1 protein-coding gene is annotated in these 311 nt (G+C 38.3%); it reads left to right on the forward strand.

The genetic code is table 11. The features are described from left to right. Positions 1 to 311: arginine deiminase-related protein (locus tag CWC14_RS18805; protein WP_249928791.1), on the forward strand; the 311-nt coding region annotated here is incomplete at both ends.

The following is a 311-nucleotide window of genomic DNA, read 5'->3' on the forward strand; positions in this document are numbered from 1 at the left end:
ACGCTAGCGCAGGAAAAAGCTGCTGCAGAGTTTACCCAATTTATTAGTGTATTAAGATCACATGGAATTGATCTAACCGTTGTAGAAGATACCCCTGACCCACATACCCCCGATTCAATTTTCCCTAATAACTGGATCTCTTTTCATACAAATGGAACTGTTTGCTTGTATCCGATGTATCCCAAGAATAGAAGACTGGAACGTAAACCAACAGTACTTAAAGCGATCGAAGAAAAATTCATCATTCAAAAAACGATTGATTTTACGTACTACGAGCAGGATGATATTTTTTTAGAGGGTACGGGTAGTAT

The organism is Pseudoalteromonas sp. S3260, assembly GCF_005886925.1.
Lineage (GTDB): Bacteria > Pseudomonadota > Gammaproteobacteria > Enterobacterales > Alteromonadaceae > Pseudoalteromonas > Pseudoalteromonas tetraodonis.